Origin of the sequence: Mycolicibacterium sp. ND9-15 (genome assembly GCF_035918395.1) — a bacterium.
GTDB lineage: Bacteria > Actinomycetota > Actinomycetes > Mycobacteriales > Mycobacteriaceae > Mycobacterium.
The window spans coordinates 1,997,477-2,013,931 of sequence record NZ_CP142362.1 but is presented as its reverse complement, the minus strand read 5'-3'; the positions used below and the strand labels follow the sequence as shown (position 1 = coordinate 2,013,931).

Below are 16,455 nucleotides of genomic sequence, written 5' to 3'. Positions count from 1 at the left end.
CATGACCGCTCCCATCTGGATGGCACTTCCTCCTGAAGTCCACTCGGCGATGCTGAGCAGTGGACCCGGACCGGGTTCGCTGCTGGCCGCGGCGGGAGCGTGGCAGTCACTTGCGGGTGAGTATTCTTCTGCCGCAGCGGAGTTGACCGCGATACTGGGTGCGGTGCAGGGCGGCTCCTGGGAAGGGCCGAGCGCCGCGCAGTACGCGGCCGCCCATACGCCGTACCTTGCCTGGCTGGCGCAGGCCAGCGCGAAGAGCGCGGCCGCGGCGGCGCAGCACGGGGCGACCGCGGCCGCCTACACCACGGCGTTGGCCACGATGCCGACGTTGCCCGAGTTGGCGCTCAACAAGACCACACACGCGGTGTTGCTGGCCACGAACTTCCTGGGTATCAACACGATCCCGATCGCGCTGAACGAAGCCGACTATGTGCGGATGTGGATCCAGGCCGCGACGACGATGAGCGTCTACCAGGCGGTGTCGGGTGCGGCGGTGGCGGCGACACCGGTCACGCCGCCCGCGCCCTTCATGTTGACGCCGGGCGTGGGCGAGGCGGGTTCGGCCGCCGCCGATGCGCAGCAGTTCGCCGCGATGGCCACCGCCGCCGACGCGGGTGGGGCGCGAAACATCGCGGACTCGATCGCGGATTTTCTGCAGCAGATCGCGAAGTTCTTCGAGGACTTCTTCGAGTTGATCCTCAACTTCGCGCGGCAGTTCTTCGGCAGCATCCTGGATCTGCTCAACGAATTCATGAGCGGCTTCCTCGGATGGCTGTTGAATCCGGGGTCGGGGCTGGTGCTGCTATTCGTGCTCTACCAGGCGATCACCCAGCCGCTCGGCTGGACGACGTGGTCGCTGATCCTCAGCGCTCCGATATTCATCCCGTTGATGATCGCCGCCCTGCTGCCGGCCCAGACGCCTGCAGCCGCACCGGCACCGGCTCCTGCACCTGCGCCTGCCCCAGCGCCCGCCGCCGTCCGGCCGGTCGCCGAGCCGCGAGCCGAAACGCTTCCACCGGTGACCGCCATTGCACCGACGGTGACCACGGCGCCGCCCGCACCCGCTCCGTCGGTGGGAGTGGGCGCGCCACCGCCCCCCGGCGCGCCCGCGCCCGCGGTCGCCGCCGCGGTGCCGTACGCGGTGCCGGGTCCCGAACCGGAAGGTGGTGTCTCCCCGACATTCCGGGAGGGCACAAGTGTGAAGGCGCCCGCATCGGATATCGCCGCTCCGGCCGCCGCCGCAGCCGCGGCGTCGGCGTTGGCCAAGCGCAAGGCCCGCCGGAAACGCCCGCAGCCAATCCACCAACGCCAATACGCCGATGCGTACCTGGATTACGAGCCCGACGACCCTGATGAGGTGGCCCCGCCGCGCGAACCGGCCCGCCGGCCGCGGGTGGTGGCATCCGAGAAGGGCGCAGGCGCAGTCGGTTTCACCGGCGCGGCGGCCACGTCCGACGCCGAGCAGGCCAGCGGGCTCACCGAGTTGGCCGGCGACTCGTTCGGTGGTGGGCCCACCGAGCCCATGCTGCCCAGCGACTGGGACCGCAAGGGGGGAGAACACGACTGAACAGAGCTGATCGAAACCACATTCGCCGAACCACGATCCGAAAGGAAAATCCATGAGCCTCTTGGACGCTCACATCCCGCAACTCGTGTCATCGGAGGCCACGTTCTCCGCGAAGGCCGCGCTGATGCGCAGCACCATGGCGCAGGCCGAGCAGGCTGCGCAGTCGGCGCAGGCGTTCCACATGGGTGAGTCCTCGGCCGCCTTCCAGGCCTCGCACGCCCGCTTTCTCGAAGTGTCCGCGAAGGTCAATGCACTGCTGGACATCGCCCAGGTCAATCTCGGCGACGCGGCCGGCACCTACGTGGCGCAGGACGCCGCAGCGGCCAGCACCTACACCGGTATCTGAACTTCGAACTGACCTAAAGGGAGAACCTGATGTCTCAGATCATGTACAACTACCCGGCCATGCTGGCCCACGCCGGCGAGATGGGCGGTTACGCGGGGGCGCTGCACGCCGTCGGCGCCGACATCGCCAGCGAGCAGGCGGCATTGGCGGGCGCCTGGCAGGGCGACACCGGTACCACCTACCAGGCGTGGCAGGCGCAGTGGAACCTCGCTCTCGAGGAACTCGTGCGCGCATACCGTGCGATGGCGGCCACCCACGAGCAGAACACGATGGCGATGAGCGCTCGGGACCAGGCCGAAGGCGCCAAATGGGGTGGCTGAACCGCGGTGGCAGTTAACGCTGTCGAGCTGACCGCGGAGCAGGCCTGGTTCGTCGCCGACGCCTTGGGGGCAGGAAGCTACCCCTGGGTGCTCGCCATCACCCCGCCCTACAGCGAGGACGCCGCGCGTGCGACGTTCGAGGCCAGATTGTCGGCCGAACTGGTGAAGTTGGGTGTGATGACTCCCGACCTGGCCGTCGAACCCAATGTCCGACAATGGGTCACGACGACGTGCCGGCCTCGGCGGTGGCTCGAACTGAGATTCGTCCGCGACTCGGGCGACATGCTGCGCGGACACGTCGCCCGTCGCGACGAGGACACCGTCGTGGCGCTGCGCGGCGGCGGCCTCGTCACGCTGACCGCACTCGACGTGGATCACCCGCAGGCTCTGGTGCCCATCCTGACCGCGGGGCTCTCGGGCCGGCCACCCGCCCGCTTCGATGAGTTCGCCATCCCCGCGCGGATCGGCGCGCGCGCCGACGAACAGCTGCGCAACGGCGCGGCACTGGACGACGTCGTCGAGTTCCTCGGCATCCCGCCGAGCGCGCGCGCCGTCGTCCAAGCCGCCTATGCGACGGACCGCAGCTATGTGGAGATCGTCGCGGGAGACCACCGCGACGGTCACCGCGTCAGCACCGATGTCGGCGTCAGTGTCGTCGACACCCGCGAAGGCAGGGTTCTCGTCCACCCGTCGAAGGCGTTCGACGGCGAATGGGTGTCGACGTTCACTCCCGGTACGCCGCTGGCGATCGCGGCGGCCGTCGAGCGGCTCACCGCAACGTTGCCCGACGGGGCGTGGTTCCCCGACCTCCGATTGACCCGAAACTTCGACTCCGACCAGAGAACGGAACATCAATGGCAGACAGTTCAATGACCGGCGCCTCACCGACGGCGGTGATGCCGATCGTTCGCGTCGCCGTGCTTGCCGCGGGCGAGGCGGGCGGTCGAGTCACCGACATGGCGTTGCCGGCCGAGCTTCCCCTGCGCGAGATCCTGCCTGCGGTGCGGCGGATGGCGATGCCTGCCGACGAGGAGTTCGGCGATGCCGCACCTGTCGTCCTCTCCCTCGCACCGGTCGGCGGCGCACCGTTCAGCCTCGATGCGACGCTGGACACCGTCGGCGTCGTCGACGGCGATCTGCTTGCGCTGCAGCCGCTTCCCGCCGGCCCCGCCGCACCGCGGATCGTCGAGGACATCGGCGATGCGGCGGTCATCTTCTCGGCCGCCCGGGAAAGGCCCTGGGGTGCTGCGCATATCGCGCGCGGCGCGGCTGCGGCAGTGGTGACGCTCATCTCGGTCGCGACGGCGTTCGCTGCGGCACACAGCGACCTCAGCGGCGGATTCGTCGGTCTCGTCGTCGCCAGCAGCGTCGCGGCGCTCACGGTGCTGGCTGCACTGCTCACGTGGGGCCGCTCACCTCGGCTCGGCACCGCGCTGGCCGTGGCGGCATTGGCGCCGATCGCCGTGGCCCTCGGGCTCGCGGTACCCGGCGAGTTCGGACCGTCCCACGTACTGCTGGCCGCCGCGGGCGTGACGGCGTGGTCGATCATGAGCATCGTCGTGGCACAGCGAGCGATCGCGGTCTTCACGGCCGCCAGCGCCGTCGGGGCCGGTGCCCTGATCACCGCCGGAGCCGCCACCATCTGGCATCTGGATCACGTCATCGTCGGTGCCATTCTGGTGGTCTTGGCGTTGGTGGTCACGGTGCAAGCCGCCCAGTTGTCCGCGATGTGGTCACGCCTGCCCGTACCGGTGATCCCCGCCCCCGGTGACCCGACACCTGCGCCGCCTCCCCTGAAGGTGCTCGCCGATCTGCCGCGCCGCGTCCGGATCAGCGATTCGCACCAGTCCGGATTCATCGCCGGCGGGGTGCTGCTGTCCACCACCGGAGCATTGACATTGGCTGCCCCCCAGGGAGTTTCGATCTGGGCGTGGTACATCGTGGCAGCCGTGGCGCTCGGCTCGGTGCTACGCGCCAGGGTGTGGGATTCCGCGCCGTGCAAGGCATGGCTGTTGAGCCAGCCTTTCCTGCTGGCGATTTCGTTCCTGGTGGTCTTCAGCGTCGACGACCGCATCGCCGCGGCATGGTGGGCGCTGGCGGCGCTCGCCGGCTTGACGGCGGTGTGGGTGATCGTCGCGATGTTCCCGAGAGTGGCGTCGCCCGACACGTATTCCCTGCCGATGCGCCGCCTGGTCGGGTTCCTGGCGTCCGGCCTCGACGGATCGCTGATCCCGGTGCTGGCGTACCTGGTAGGGCTGTTCGCCTGGGTCTTGAACCGATGAGGCGTAGGTGATGCGCGACCGACTCCGTGCCGTTTTCGCGGGCGCGGCGGTGACGCTGACCGTCGTGGGCGTGAGTTGCCCTATGGCACAGGCGATCACTCCACCTCAGGTGGATCCGGCGGTGCGGCCCCCCTCGGGCGCCGCGGGCCCGGTGCAGCCGATGGCTCAACGCGGCCCATGTGTCACCACCGGTGTGCTACCCGGCACCGACCCCGGTGTGCCCGGGTCGAACCAGAAGCTGCTCAACCTCGACGGCGCATGGGAGTACAGCCGCGGTGACGGACAGGTCGTCGCGGTCATCGACACCGGGGTCAGACCCGGGCCGCGGCTGCCGAACGTCGATGCCGGCGGGGATTTCGTCGAGTCCACCGACGGACTGACCGACTGCGACGGGCACGGGACGCTGGTCGCCGGCCTGATCGCGGGCCAACCGGGACCCGACGGGTTCTCCGGCGTGGCACCGGGTGCCCGGATCCTCGCGATCCGGTCCACCTCGTCGCGGTTCTCACCGAGCGACATGGGGGGCAATCAGGCCACCGCACGTGTGGCGCTCGACGTCGCGACCCTGGCCCGCGCGGTTGTCCGGGCGGCGGATCTGGGTGCGCGGGTGATCAACATCTCCGCGGTCACCTGTCTTCCCGCCACCGAATCCGTCGACCAGAACGAACTCGGCGCGGCACTGCGGTACGCCGCCGTCGAGAAGGACGCGGTGATCGTCGCGGCGGCCGGAAACAACAAGATGGGCTTGAATCCGGGCTCGGCGTGCCCGTCGAACCCGCTGTCGGATCCGGCTCGGCCGGAGGATCCCCGCAACTGGGCAGGGGTCACGTCGGTGTCGATCCCGTCGTCCTGGCAGCCCTACGTGCTCTCGGTCGGTTCGCTCGATTCCGCCGGCCGTCCATCGGATTTCACGATGGCCGGACCGTGGGTGGGGATCGCGGCCCCGGGCCAGGACATCGCGTCGGTGGGCAACGGTGAGGGCGGCGGTCTCGCCAACGCGTTGCCCGACGACCAGGGCAGGTGGCATCCACTGAACGGATCGAGCTTTGCCGCCGCTTACGTTTCCGGCGTTGCAGCGTTGGTGCGCAGTCGTTTTCCCGAACTGACCGCCGAACAGGTCAGGGACCGGCTCACCGCTGGTGCACAAGGAGCGGCGAGGGCCCCGTCGAACCTGACCGGCGCCGGCCTGGTCGACCCCGTTGCCGCGTTGACATGGGACGTGACAAGGGCCGTTGGTGGCGATACCGAGCGGGAGCCACGACCGGTCGCCGCACCGCCGCAACCCGCACCGCCCGACTCGACTCCGAAGGTTGTCGCATTCGTCGGAACCGGGGTGCTGGCGTTGATCGCCGTCGTCACGGCCGCGATCGCGGCGTATCGGCGAAGGAACCTCGATAATCAAGCGGAGGCATCGTGACCGTTCGAATTGCGTTGGCGTCGTCGGCCGTTGTCCTGGCGGCCATGGCGTACCCGTGGGATACCACCACGGACCGGTGGATCGTGGGAATCGCCGTCGCCGTCGTGGTGGTGGTGTTCGCCTGGTGGCGCGGGCAGTTCGTGACGACGATGATCGGTCGGCGGCTGGCGGTGTTCCGGCGTAACCACTCCAGACCCAAGGCGCAGAATCCGAATCAGGTGACCGTGGTGTTGCGGGTGACCGACCCGTCAGCTGTCGGTGTGCCATTGCCGTTGGTGCTCGGTTACGTCGAGCGGTTCGGTGTCCGCAGCGAGAAGGTTCGGGTCACCAACCACGATGGGAACGGTGTCCGCACCACATGGATCAGCCTCACGCTCGACGCGAAGGCGAACCTGGTTGCCCCGCAGGCCCGTTCCGCGGACTTGCCGCTTCGCGACACCGCGCAGATCGCCGGACGGCGCCTTGCCGATCACCTCCGGGAGGCGGGCCTGGACGCGATCCTGGTCGATGACACCGACGCGCCGCTGGGTGAGGGAGCTCGCGAGAAGTGGCGGGGAGTCAAGGACGACCGCGGCTTCGTCTCGGCCTTCGGGATTCCGGTTGACGACAAGCTGGGCGAACGACTCGGTGAGGTGTGGTCACAGCCGGGCGAGGTTTGGACCGCCATCGAATTCAGCGGCCCGGCAGCCGATCCCGTCGTCGCGGCAGCGTGTGCCTTCCGCACTCCCGACGTGGTGCGCAGCGCCCCCGTATCCTGGTTGATCGCCGAAAGGGGAGTGCAACGACCGCTGCTCACAGCGCTGGATCCCAAGGCCGTCGGCCGGTTGGACGTTGCGGATAAGCCGGTTCTTGCGGGGCTGCTTGAGCGGATCGACTGGCCGGCCGGGTCGCAGCCCGAACTCAGTCGAACATGAAGTCGCGCATGAAGCGGGTCATTCTGCGTAGGTAGTCCGGCTGGCTGACATGGAGAACGTGGTTGCCGGGAAACCAGTGGAATGCGCAGCGGTCCCAGTGTTCCCAGAGCATCTCGGCTTGTTCGGGCGGCGCCAGCCGGTCGCCGAGTCCGGTGATGATCAGCCGGCGGTCCTTGGGTACCAGCGGGGCATAGTTCAACGGTGAAGAGAACAGGGTCGCGGCGCTGCTGAGCTCGGATTCTGTTCCTGACAGCAGGTTACGCAGGCCCACCACCTTGTTGGCGGGAAACCATTCGTCGACGGTCCGATCGGGCGCCACCACCGGCACGTTGGGGATGACGGCCTGGATTCTGTCGTCGACGGCCCCGATCAGCGCCGATGTGTAGCCGCCAAGCGACATCCCGGTCAAGGCGATGCGGTCGACACCGGTGTACTCGAGATAGTCGAGTACAGAGCGGAAGTCGTGCACGGCCTGCGCCATCGCCTCGGCGAAGCCCGAGAACCCGTTGGCGAAGAAGCCGTAACCGCTGAACGGCGAACCTTTCTCGGCACGGGAACCGTGGAAGGGCATGGTGTACAGCAGGACGTCGTATCCCGACCGGAAGAACCACGGCAGGGAGAAGAACAGGCCGTTGAACAGATACGGCGAGCCCATGAACCCGTGGATCACACACAGCGTCGGGTGCGGACCATCGTCGTGCCGCCAGTGCTGGGCATGCACGACGTTGTTGCGTTCGAAGCCACGACACTGTTCGCGCAAGGCCGGGTTGACCGCCTCGAAGCTGCTGTCGAACCGGATGTTCTGGACGCGGGCCCTCGCTATCCACTCGGCGAGCGGGCTCGCGGTGCGGGACGCAACCCGGGGCGACGTTGTCGGTGCCGGAAACGAGCGCGCGGAATCCTTGGCCGCGGCAGTTTCGGCGTAGAACTGCAACTGCGCGTGTTCGGCGCGCGATTGCGACCGGAGCAACCCGCCCGCCAGCGTCGGCAGCATCGTGGTCGCGAGCAGAGATGCGACCGCGGTGCGCAGCGCGATATCGGCCGCGGCGGACGAATCGACGATGAACCGCTGGCGCCGCGTGAGATCGGCCCGGTGCGGAAGCCCGCGAGCCCCGGCGTCGGCACCGGGTACATCGGGAACCGGGATGGGTGGATCGATCGGGTTGGCATCCGATTGGCTCACGTCCGCATGGTAACTCCATCGAGCGGTGCCAGACTGTGATCATGTGGAACCCCGACGTTTATCTGGCATTCGCCGACGAGCGCGGGCGTCCGTTCTTCGAACTGCTGTCGCGGGTCGACGCCGACGCGCCGCGGCGGGTGGTCGATCTGGGCTGCGGTCCGGGCAATCTCACGGCCGGCTTGGCGCAGCGCTGGCCGCAAGCCACCATCGAAGCGCTGGACAACTCACCGGAAATGGTGGCGGCCGCGCGCTTCCCATTCCACGAGGGACAGGTAGCCGATCCGACCGGTTACGCGAATCTGCTCACCGACGCCGGTTGCACGGTCGACGCCTGGGAGACGACCTATGTGCACGTGTTGACCGGCGATAACCCCGTTCTGGGGTGGATCACGGGCACCGCGCTTCGTCCGGTACGCGGTCGGCTCAGCGACAGCGAGTGGGAGGAGTTCCGGGCCGAACTGAGACCGCTGTTGGATTCCGCGTACCCGAAACGGACGGACGGTAAGACCTTCTTCCCGTTTCGGCGGATCTTCGTTGCGGCTCGGGTGGGCTGAATCAGGTGGCAAGCCCTTCTGTCTCGGCCTCGGCCCGGTATTTGTCCACCCATTCGTCGGAGCGTTGATCGGCCTGCCGTTCGAGGACCGGCGCGGGCGCGAGTCGCCGGTCCTGCCCGAGCGCTTCGAGGACGTCGCCGACGATCTGGGACAGGTTGCGCCACAACACCGGATACGACAACTCCATGGGCGTGACCTTTTCTTCGGCGAACCAGTTACGCCATCCCTCTTGCTGGGCGCGCAGCATCGTCACGATGTGGGCGATGGCGCCCGCGTGGTATTCGGCGCGGGCATCCCGCATCGGGTCCGGCCTGCCTCGCCAGACCCGGGTCTGTACGGCCCGCCAGAACGAGACAGCCTGTGAGACAACGTCAGGACGGTAGATGTGGATGAGAAGTGGGTCGCTGCCGATGACGTCACGGATCGCCGAGAGCAACCCGGTACCGGACCGGTCGGGCAGTCGGTCGGCACGGCTGAGCAGTAGTGGCGTCTGGTTCCACATCAGCTTGCCGCCCCAGATTCCGTTGGGGGTACGGCCCACAGTGCGGATGTAGTCGCGCCAGATCTCCGGTGGGGCCAGGTCGGGCTTGCCCTCGTCGAGGGGGTCGAGTAGGCGGAGAATCGACTCGTCGGTCACGCCCTCGAACCACTGCCGGGGCTGCGGCGATTGACTGGTGCCCGGCAGGTACTGGAAGAACTCACCGGGTTCGCCGGCGACCCCCGTCGCGCGCAAGGACTCCACCAACAAGGTGCTGCCGCTGCGCTGAGAGGCAAGCACGAGGTACGCCGTGTGGATGGGCATGCGCGCAGCCTACCGACACGGCAAACATTCGGCATCACATGCGTTTTCGTTCCGGATGAGCAAATCTATTGGCTGCCGCGGCGATGCTCGATACCGCGTTCCTCGGCGATCGCCGAGCGGCTCGGAAGCCGACCTTGAATATGTAGATACGTCTCGGTGTAGCGGATCGATATCCGGGTGCCCGCGAACTCCGAGGGGATCACATCGTGAGTCTTGACGCGCCAGTCGTTGAGCAGCAACGCCAGATCGTCGGCAGTGGCCTGCGCCTCGTCGCTGGCGCCGGGGCCGAGCAGATTGTTCGATTCGGTGGGGTCGGCTCGAAGGTCGTACAGTTCGCGCGGTGGTCGCCGCGCTTGCACCAGGGGTGCCACGGCACGGCCGGGAGCGCTGTCCGCGATGTCCAAGGGCAGGTCGAGTAGTGGCCGCGCAGCGTAGTTCTCGATGTAGCTGTACTCCTTGGTTCGGACCGCGCGGATCGGGTCGAAGGAGTCGTGGTAGGTCTTCGTGCTGTACACCTCGGTGCGTACCGGCGGCTGCGCGGCTCTCGACAGGGCGGCCGAATGCGACAGCCCCTCGACGTCGGCCGGGATGTCGACGCCGAGCAGTTCGAGCAGGGTGGGCACCAAGTCGACGCCGCTGAACAACTCGTCGTACACCATCGGTTCGATATCGGCGTCACGGGGCGGGCGCACGATCATCGCGATACCCGTTCCGGCGTCGTACAGGGTCGATTTGGCGCGAGGAAGTGCCGGACCGTGATCGGTCATGAAGACCACCCAGGTGGTGCGGTCGAGGCCGGTCACCGAAAGCGTGTCGAGTAACCGGCCGACCGCGGCGTCGGCCACCGATATCGCCCCGTAGAACTCGGCGAGATCCTGCCGGATTTCGGGTGCGTCGGGCAGATAGCCGGGAACGTCGACCTCGGTTGGGTCGGCCGGTTCGTACCTTTCGCGGGGGTACGGGCGATGGGTTTCGAAGAAGCCCGCCGTCAGCAGGAAGGGGTTGTCGGGCGGGTCGGCGAGCCAACGTGTCGCCTCTTGAACGACGTACTCACAGTAGGAGTTGGAGACGTCGAACTCGTCGAAGCCGAGCTTGGCCGGATAGGAGGTTTCATGCTGCATGCCGAACAACGCGGTGTGCCAGCCGGATTCGGACAACAGCTGCGGCAGGGTCCGGACACCCGCACGATACTCCCATCCGTGGTGGGCCAACCCGACCAAGCCATTGCTCTGGGGATACCGGCCGGTGAACAAGGAACCCCGCGATGGCGAGCAGAGCGGAGCCGTCGCATGCGCGCGGGTGAACAGGATGCCCTCTGCGGCGAGTTGATCGAGACGTGGGCTGGAAACGTCTTGGTGGCCGTACGCGCCGAGATAGCGTCCGAGGTCGTGCCAATGCACGATCAGCACGTTGTCGCGCCGGGGGTCGGTCACTGCGATTCCTTTCGTCGTTGACGTGTCTACCCCAACGTTTGTTTCGCCGTGCCGGCAACCCTTTCGCTCACCGATCGTGAGTTGTCCCCAAGCAACGAACCCCACCCTTCTAAGGGTGGTACGGCACGCCCACCGCGCGAAACACATACTCGGGTGGCACGTCGAACGCCAACGATCGCCGGGGCAGGCGCATGAGGACGTCCTCGGGGATCGGCACCTTGTAGTGCATCGAAAGTTCGCCGCTGAAACGGGAGTCGACTGCTGCGATGTCGACGTCGAGTTGCAGTCCGGTCTCTGACAGGTCGGCGGTCACGGCTCCGGACTGCGGGGCGTCCCAGCGTTGATCGATGGTGCGCGGCGCCAGTTTCGGAACCGTCGACAGCGTGCCGAGGACCCGGTCATTGGTCAGCGCCAGCGAGCCGACGTAGCTCGTGACGTTTCCGTTCGCGCGCCTGCCCGGGATCCTGCCGCTGAACCGCCGGGTCACCGCGATGTACTCAGCAAGGAAGATGACGCCTTCGGCTTCCACCACTGCCCGCATATCGTCGGGCAGACCGCCGATTCGCAGGAGCTTGCGCAGGAACACCGCCATGGGCAGCCACCCTAACGGCACGACGATTCGCGTGGTAGAGGTGAAGTCATGGCATCACGCAAGTGCTGGCTGGTGACGTCGGCGCTCGCAGCGCTCGCGGTGTACGCCCTGTTGTGGATCGGATTCGCGCAGCACTGGTCATGGCTGACCGCCGCCGATTCAGCTGCGCTCGAGGCCTTCTACCGTCGCGGCGAAGAAGATCCCGGCTGGGTGATCGGATGGGACCTCTTCTGCACGGTTCTGGGTCCGGGCGTCTTCCGGTTGTTGACCGTCGTGCTGATCATCGTCGCCCTGGCGCGGCGCAACGTCCGGATCGCGACGTTCCTTCTGATCAGCGTCGAACTTTCCGGACTCGTCACCGAGGCTGCGAAGGCGGCCGCCGACCGCCCCCGACCGGACACCGCGTTCGTCGACGCGCTCGGTTTGTCGTTTCCCTCCGGCCATGCTCTTGGGGTACTGGTCGCGGTGCTCGCGCTGTTGGCGGTGGGCCTGCCGATGGTTCCGCCACGTCTGGGAGCTTGGCTGATCACGCTGGGTGTGGCCGTGGTGGTTCTCATCGGCGTAGGCCGTGTCGTGCTCAACGTGCACCATCCCTCAGACGTGATGGCCGGATGGGCGTTGGGTTACGCGTATTTCGTGTTGTGCCTGTTGGTGGTGTCGCCCTCGCGGCCGATCACGGAAGCGGACGAAACACCGGCAGTGCCCGGTATCGCACGCTGAAGCTGGCCTTCGTGCACTCGGTTCCCACTTCACCGTCGTGGGCCAGCAGTGTCGGCCCGTCCACGGCGGTGAACTCGAACTCCGGCACCCGCATCTCGTGGTAGAGCGGGCTGCGGTCGAGCCGCCCGAGCGCAGCGTCGACGACGATACGCACCTTGCTGAACCGACGGCCGGTCTCCAGAATCCGGATGTCCATCAGGCCGTCGTCCATGTGATGCCGGCGCGATGGCGCGAATCCCGAGGGCAGATAGGCCGAATTGCCGAGGAAGAACAGGAAGGTTTGCAGGGTCTTGTTGTCGTACTGAATCCGCACGGGGTCCTCATGGCGCAGGGTGTGATACATCGCGTACAGCCCGGCCAGCGGTTTGCCGATCCTGCGTTCGTACTTCTCCCGGGTGCGCACGAACGCCGGGTACGCGCCGATACTCGCGGTGTTGACCACCATCTTCTCTTCGTTGAGACAGACCATGTCGACACACGCGACGCTGCCTTGCCGGATCGCATCGACTGTCTTGCCCACCGTGTCGCAACCGATGTCCTTGGCGAAGTGGTTGAACGTGCCGCCCGGGAAAACCGCCAGCGGGAGACCGGCTTCGACGGCGACCGCCGCGGCGCAGGACACCGTTCCGTCGCCGCCGCCGATGGCGAGAACCTCGGCGCGCTCTGCCGCCGAACGCAGCACAGCATTGATGTCGTCATCATCGTCGAGCTCGACGATCTGTGTGCGCGGCAACGCTTCTCGGACCTCTTCGATGATGCGCGCTCCCGTTCCGCTACCGGATGCCGGGTTGACGACCAACACCATGCCCGCTCCATCCGGGCGCGCCGGGGTGTCCACACGCAGTGGGTCGGCGGTCGGCAGCCTCGTCGGCACCAGTGGGGGCACCACCCGCCCGCCGAGCACCGCGATTGTCGCGCCAAGGCCGAATCCAGCGATCACATCACCGGGGTAGTGCGCACCGACGGCCACCCGGGACAGTCCCACCAGGCCGGCCAGGAGCGCCAATGGCAGACCCAGAGAAGCGCTCTCCAGGCCGACGCCCACCGCAAACGCGGCCGCGCTGGCGGAGTGCCCGGACGGAAACGAGTTGGAGGTCGGCTGGCGGCGGGTACGACGCACGAGCGGCACAGAGTCGAACAGGGGGCGCGGGCGACGCCGGATTCTCTTGGCGCCCTGATTGGTGATCAGGCTCGTCGCCGCCAACGTGAGCACCCCTCGCACAGCGCCACGTCGCGCCCGCGGCTTGCCCGTGGCGGCCAGCGCCGCCGCGATCGCCAACCACAGCTTCGAGTGATCGGCCGCCCGGGTCAGCGGCGGCATCACCGTGTCGAGCAGTGGCGTCGGTGACTCGGCGACCGCGTCGAAAATCTCCCGGTCGAGTGCACCGAGTCCCTGGGTTATCCGCCGTAGCCCTTCCGGCCGGCGACCGAACTGCGCGACATTCATCTCCCCAACGTATCCACAGTGACTGATAAATAATCTCGTCAGGGCAAACAACAGGAAGACGCGGCTGCGTGGCGTACTCAGAGGCGATGGCAACCAGACTTAGCATGGGTCGGTGCGCCGATCGCTGACCCTGTTGTGCGTGACCGTGTTGGCTCTGGCGACGGCGTCTGTCAGCCGGGCACAGACCGTACCGTGGTTCGCCCAGTCGGTGGGCTCGGCCACCCAGGTGGTTTCCGTTGTCGGCGTGGGTGGTTCGAAGGCCAAGATGGACGTCTATCAGCGGGCCGGGATGAGCTGGCGACCGATCGCGGCCGGCATACCGGCGTGGGTCGGGGCCAACGGGATGACTCCGCAGAGCCATGACGGTGAGATGAAAACGCCGATGGGCATTTTCACGCTGGACTTCGCCTTCGGCACCGCACCCAGCCCCGGGGGCGGCCTGCCATACGTTCAGGTCGGGCCGGACCACTGGTGGGACGGCGACATGAAGAGCCCGACCTACAACACGATGCAGGTCTGCAAGAAGGCGCAGTGTCCGTTCGACACCGACCCCGCGAGCGGTACCGAGAACCTCCAGATCCCGCAGTACGTGCACGCGGTGGTGATGGGGGTCAACAAGGCGCGGGTGCCCGGCAACGGCGGCGCTTTCTTCCTGCACGCCACCGACGGCGGGCCGACTGCGGGCTGCGTGGCGATCGCCGACGACAAACTGGTCGAGATCATCCGATGGCTGCGGCCTGGGGCGTTGATCGCGGTCGCTCAGTAGCTCAGATATTCAGCGCGCGACCGGTTTTGAGATTCATATTGAGCGACTCGGTGGAGACCGTCGCATCGTACGTGCGGTCGTAGCCGGTCTTGCTGATCTTCCAGCCGTCTGCGGTTCGCCGATATTCGTCGTGGTAAAACGCCGCACCGAAGAGCATGAAGTTGAAGTCCGGCACGATGACCCGGTCCTGGAGATACCACGTGCCGGTGGCCTCGTCGCCGTCGACGGTGATCTCGGGATGGGTGACGCGATGCTCGGTGATGATGTTGGCGGGCATCGATGTGCGCATGAACTCGACGAGCGAGTCACGATCGGTGAAGTGGTGCGATTCGCCGATCGAGGCGTCGTAGTCGCCGATGACGTCCTCGGTGAGAGTGTCGGCGAACTCGTCCCAATGTTTGGTGTCGAGGGCGCGCAAATAGCGGAACTTGACTTGCTGGATCTCGTCGATGTCACCCATGTCAGACATTGCAGCACAACACTGTCGAAGCGCGTGCAGTCCGGGCGTGAACTTCCTGGTCGTTCACCGTTCGCGGGCTTGGCACCGTATACAGCGTCGGCACACGGATCATCCGGGCGCCGCAGTGAGGTTACGCGTCGCCGGACCCTCCAACAGCGTGCCGTCCGGCGCAAAACGGGACCCGTGCAGGGGGCACTCCCACGACTCGTCGGCGTCGTTCCAGTTGACGATGCCGCCGAGGTGTGGGCATACCGGCGAAACCCGATACTCCTTGCCGTCGACCACGCTGCGGGCCTCGAGATCCCACGGCGGGCCACTGACAACGCCGCCCTCGTCGGGAGTGCGGTTGGCGATCCGCGTGACCGGCGTGATCCACCCGCGGGCCAAGTACAGAGCGACCTGTGCATTGGTCTGCATCGCCTTGGGGATGCCGGACAATTCGTGCGGGCTCCAACTCGCGAAGGCCTCTGCCCAGTCCATCCGGCCCCCGAGGATGCGACTCGACAGCGCGAGCGCGGCGGCGGTTCCGTTGGTCATACCCCATTTGTCGAAACCCGTTGCCACGAAGATCTTGTCGTTGCCCGGCAGGATCGGGCCGACGTAGGGTAGCTCGTCGATCGGCGAATAGTCCTGCGCAGACCAGTAATGCGTCTGCATCGCCCCGGGGTAGTGCAGCTTGGTCCACTGGTCGAGTTCCTGGACCGACGAAGCGGGGCTCTTCTCGTGTCCGACGGGATGCCCTGCGCCACCGGTGATCAGCCGGTCACCGTCCGGTGTCGGCGCATAGCGCAGCGACCGCGTCGGGGAATCGGCGGAGATGTACATGCCGCGCGTGATGCTGCCGGGCACCTTGTACGCCATGCAATAGGAGCGTTGCGGTTTGAGGCGGGCGAAGAAACCGCCGCGGTCCAGGATCGGAATGCCCGTAGCGAGAACGCATTGCTTGGCGTGCACATCGAACTCGTCGCCCCCGGTGGTGCGCACACCGAGTGCGAGCTTGTCGCCATCATTCGAAACCTTCTGCACCCGAACGCCCTGTGCCAGCCGGCCACCGCGCTCGTCGAGTTCTACGACAAGGCTATCGAGCAACGGCATCGGGTCGAACTGCGCTTGGTCGGCCAATCGGACCGCGCCGTGGAAGGGGAACGGTACATCGGCGTCGTCGACCCACTCGGCGTCGAGCCCCGCGGCTTCACACGCCTCCAACTCCTGACGCACCGACGGAACACCTTTCTCCGACTGCGCATAGGTGTACGCGTCCTCGCGTTGCACCGACAGTCCGTGCGCTTCGCAGTGCTTGATCAGCCACTGCTGGCCCTCCCGGTTGCCCTCGACATATCGGCTCGCGGTCCCGGCTCCGTGCTTGCCGACGATCTTCGACAGCTTGGTGCTCTGCAGCAGGCTGATCTTCGCCGTGGTGTTGCCGGTGGCCCCCGCCCCGACGCGCAGTGCTTCGAGTACCAGAACTTCCTTGCCGGCGCGCGCCAGCAGCACCGCTGTGATGAGTCCGGTTATGCCGGCGCCGACCACGACGACGTCGGCGGATCGGTCCGATGCGGCCAAGGGAACGGGCGGTGCCGGCTGCTCGACGCGGTTTGCTAGCCAGAGAGATGTCATACCGTTGCAGGTACCCGTTTGACACGGCCCAAAAC

General features: G+C 67.0%; 17 protein-coding genes. 10 read left to right on the top strand and 7 right to left on the bottom strand.

Annotated features, from left to right (window positions below; genetic code table 11):
• The first annotated feature begins 1 nt into the window (after nucleotide 1).
• Genes QGN32_RS09900 through eccE form a run of 7 tightly spaced genes read left to right on the top strand, consistent with a single transcriptional unit; the run spans nucleotide 2 to nucleotide 6,846 of the window.
• On the top strand, nucleotides 2-1,567 hold the full coding sequence (locus tag QGN32_RS09900) for a PPE family protein (RefSeq protein ID WP_326548395.1): 1,566 nt from the start codon (nucleotides 2-4) through the stop codon (nucleotides 1,565-1,567).
• Between the two features lie 52 nt (nucleotides 1,568-1,619).
• Entirely contained in the window at nucleotides 1,620-1,913 is a 294-nt protein-coding gene (gene esxG, locus QGN32_RS09895; RefSeq protein ID WP_326548394.1) for a type VII secretion system protein EsxG, read from the top strand.
• A 29-nt stretch (nucleotides 1,914-1,942) separates the two neighbouring features.
• Nucleotides 1,943-2,233: a WXG100 family type VII secretion target gene (locus QGN32_RS09890; RefSeq protein WP_326548393.1), complete on the top strand. Its 291-nt coding sequence runs from the start codon at nucleotides 1,943-1,945 to the stop codon at nucleotides 2,231-2,233.
• Nucleotides 2,234-2,239: 6 nt separating this feature from the next.
• Nucleotides 2,240-3,106 (top strand): ESX secretion-associated protein EspG, encoded by an 867-nt coding sequence (locus QGN32_RS09885; RefSeq protein WP_326548392.1) that lies wholly within the window; start codon nucleotides 2,240-2,242, stop codon nucleotides 3,104-3,106.
• The gene (gene eccD, locus QGN32_RS09880; RefSeq protein ID WP_326548391.1) at nucleotides 3,088-4,515 is read left to right on the top strand and encodes a type VII secretion integral membrane protein EccD; all 1,428 of its coding nucleotides are present in this window, start codon (nucleotides 3,088-3,090) and stop codon (nucleotides 4,513-4,515) included. Before QGN32_RS09885 ends, eccD begins: the two co-directional genes overlap by 19 nt.
• Before the next feature lie 10 nt (nucleotides 4,516-4,525).
• Nucleotides 4,526-5,932, top strand: a complete 1,407-nt coding sequence (gene mycP / locus QGN32_RS09875) for a type VII secretion-associated serine protease mycosin (RefSeq protein WP_326548390.1) — start codon at nucleotides 4,526-4,528, stop codon at nucleotides 5,930-5,932.
• The gene (gene eccE / locus QGN32_RS09870; RefSeq protein WP_326548389.1) at nucleotides 5,929-6,846 is read left to right on the top strand and encodes a type VII secretion protein EccE; all 918 of its coding nucleotides are present in this window, start codon (nucleotides 5,929-5,931) and stop codon (nucleotides 6,844-6,846) included. Before mycP ends, eccE begins: the two co-directional genes overlap by 4 nt.
• Here the strand turns inward: eccE and QGN32_RS09865 are convergent.
• Nucleotides 6,833-8,029, bottom strand: a complete 1,197-nt coding sequence (locus QGN32_RS09865) for an alpha/beta hydrolase family protein (RefSeq protein ID WP_326548388.1) — start codon at nucleotides 8,027-8,029, stop codon at nucleotides 6,833-6,835. The genes eccE and QGN32_RS09865 overlap by 14 nt on opposite strands.
• 41 nt (nucleotides 8,030-8,070) lie before the next feature.
• Between QGN32_RS09865 and QGN32_RS09860 the strand changes: the two genes are divergently transcribed.
• Nucleotides 8,071-8,583 carry a methyltransferase domain-containing protein gene (locus QGN32_RS09860; protein ID WP_326548387.1) on the top strand — a complete coding sequence of 171 codons (513 nt, stop codon included), beginning with the start codon at nucleotides 8,071-8,073 and terminating at the stop codon, nucleotides 8,581-8,583.
• A 1-nt stretch (nucleotide 8,584) separates the two neighbouring features.
• On the opposite strand, the gene stf0 is transcribed toward QGN32_RS09860, so the two are convergent.
• The 3 genes from stf0 to QGN32_RS09845 form a co-directional block, all read right to left on the bottom strand.
• Nucleotides 8,585-9,385, bottom strand: a complete 801-nt coding sequence (stf0, locus tag QGN32_RS09855; RefSeq protein ID WP_326548386.1) for a trehalose 2-sulfotransferase — start codon at nucleotides 9,383-9,385, stop codon at nucleotides 8,585-8,587.
• Between the two features lie 65 nt (nucleotides 9,386-9,450).
• Nucleotides 9,451-10,818 carry a sulfatase family protein gene (locus QGN32_RS09850; protein WP_326548385.1) on the bottom strand — a complete coding sequence of 456 codons (1,368 nt, stop codon included), beginning with the start codon at nucleotides 10,816-10,818 and terminating at the stop codon, nucleotides 9,451-9,453.
• Nucleotides 10,819-10,927: 109 nt separating this feature from the next.
• On the bottom strand, nucleotides 10,928-11,410 hold the full coding sequence (locus tag QGN32_RS09845; protein WP_326548384.1) for a hypothetical protein: 483 nt from the start codon (nucleotides 11,408-11,410) through the stop codon (nucleotides 10,928-10,930).
• 48 nt (nucleotides 11,411-11,458) lie between these two features.
• On the opposite strand from QGN32_RS09845, the gene QGN32_RS09840 reads away from it, so the two are divergent.
• Nucleotides 11,459-12,130: a phosphatase PAP2 family protein gene (locus QGN32_RS09840; RefSeq protein WP_326548383.1), complete on the top strand. Its 672-nt coding sequence runs from the start codon at nucleotides 11,459-11,461 to the stop codon at nucleotides 12,128-12,130.
• On the opposite strand, the gene QGN32_RS09835 is transcribed toward QGN32_RS09840, so the two are convergent.
• Nucleotides 12,084-13,577 (bottom strand): bifunctional phosphatase PAP2/diacylglycerol kinase family protein, encoded by a 1,494-nt coding sequence (locus QGN32_RS09835; protein WP_326548382.1) that lies wholly within the window; start codon nucleotides 13,575-13,577, stop codon nucleotides 12,084-12,086. The genes QGN32_RS09840 and QGN32_RS09835 overlap by 47 nt on opposite strands.
• 112 nt (nucleotides 13,578-13,689) lie before the next feature.
• Between QGN32_RS09835 and QGN32_RS09830 the strand changes: the two genes are divergently transcribed.
• On the top strand, nucleotides 13,690-14,343 hold the full coding sequence (locus QGN32_RS09830; RefSeq protein ID WP_326548381.1) for a L,D-transpeptidase family protein: 654 nt from the start codon (nucleotides 13,690-13,692) through the stop codon (nucleotides 14,341-14,343).
• 1 nt (nucleotide 14,344) lies between these two features.
• Here the strand turns inward: QGN32_RS09830 and QGN32_RS09825 are convergent, their stop codons facing one another.
• Nucleotides 14,345-14,803 (bottom strand): nuclear transport factor 2 family protein, encoded by a 459-nt coding sequence (locus QGN32_RS09825; protein ID WP_326549009.1) that lies wholly within the window; start codon nucleotides 14,801-14,803, stop codon nucleotides 14,345-14,347.
• Between the two features lie 108 nt (nucleotides 14,804-14,911).
• A complete protein-coding gene (locus tag QGN32_RS09820; protein ID WP_326548380.1) occupies nucleotides 14,912-16,420 on the bottom strand; it encodes an FAD-dependent oxidoreductase in 1,509 nt (502 codons plus the stop codon).
• Nucleotides 16,421-16,455 lie beyond the last annotated feature (35 nt).

Bases quoted from the DNA above. Each gene is read 5' to 3' on its own strand.
- QGN32_RS09835 (WP_326548382.1), bottom strand. From the start codon at position 13,577: ATGAATGTCGCGCAGTTCGGTCGCCGGCCGGAAGGGCTACGGCGGATA.
- esxG (WP_326548394.1), top strand. From the start codon at position 1,620: ATGAGCCTCTTGGACGCTCACATCCCGCAACTCGTGTCATCGGAGGCC.
- QGN32_RS09845 (WP_326548384.1), bottom strand. From the start codon at position 11,410: ATGGCGGTGTTCCTGCGCAAGCTCCTGCGAATCGGCGGTCTGCCCGAC.
- QGN32_RS09825 (WP_326549009.1), bottom strand. From the start codon at position 14,803: ATGGGTGACATCGACGAGATCCAGCAAGTCAAGTTCCGCTATTTGCGC.
- QGN32_RS09860 (WP_326548387.1), top strand. From the start codon at position 8,071: ATGTGGAACCCCGACGTTTATCTGGCATTCGCCGACGAGCGCGGGCGT.
- stf0 (WP_326548386.1), bottom strand. From the start codon at position 9,385: ATGCCCATCCACACGGCGTACCTCGTGCTTGCCTCTCAGCGCAGCGGC.
- mycP (WP_326548390.1), top strand. From the start codon at position 4,526: ATGCGCGACCGACTCCGTGCCGTTTTCGCGGGCGCGGCGGTGACGCTG.
- QGN32_RS09820 (WP_326548380.1), bottom strand. From the start codon at position 16,420: ATGACATCTCTCTGGCTAGCAAACCGCGTCGAGCAGCCGGCACCGCCC.
- QGN32_RS09840 (WP_326548383.1), top strand. From the start codon at position 11,459: ATGGCATCACGCAAGTGCTGGCTGGTGACGTCGGCGCTCGCAGCGCTC.
- QGN32_RS09890 (WP_326548393.1), top strand. From the start codon at position 1,943: ATGTCTCAGATCATGTACAACTACCCGGCCATGCTGGCCCACGCCGGC.
- QGN32_RS09900 (WP_326548395.1), top strand. From the start codon at position 2: ATGACCGCTCCCATCTGGATGGCACTTCCTCCTGAAGTCCACTCGGCG.
- eccD (WP_326548391.1), top strand. From the start codon at position 3,088: ATGGCAGACAGTTCAATGACCGGCGCCTCACCGACGGCGGTGATGCCG.